Origin of the sequence: Mycobacterium sp. pR1184 (assembly GCF_041287235.1) — a bacterium.
Classification (GTDB): Bacteria; Actinomycetota; Actinomycetes; order Mycobacteriales; family Mycobacteriaceae; genus Mycobacterium.
Map to the genome: position 1 here is coordinate 1 of NZ_JBGGKR010000036.1, position 319 is coordinate 319.

At 62.7% G+C, this 319-nt stretch carries 1 protein-coding gene; it reads right to left on the reverse strand.

What is annotated here, in order from left to right; genetic code table 11:
• On the reverse strand, nt 1–215 hold a 215-nt coding region (locus ACAG21_RS28110), incomplete at its 3' end, for a leucine zipper domain-containing protein (RefSeq protein WP_370499516.1).
• Nucleotides 216–319 lie beyond the last annotated feature (104 nt).

Sequence of the window (319 nt, forward strand, 5' to 3'; positions counted from 1 at the left end):
GCGGGCGACGTGCGCCGCGGCGAGAAATGAGGGCGTGAGGATCGATCCCATAACCCGCACTCACCTTCAGCGGCATAACGGCTGATCCAGGTATGCACGCACTTGCGTGAGACGCCCATTGCGGCAGCGATGTGGGCGGGTTTCCAACCGGCCTGGTGACGTTGCACGATCAGCAGCCGGCCATGGAAAGTCGTACGGGCATTACGGTGGGACACGAGAACCTCCGGGACGGTGATGGGCCTTCGACAAGCCACACCCCACCCGGGGGTTCTCCTCACATCAAGCCGACACGCCTGCTACAACCTCATGACCGAGTACA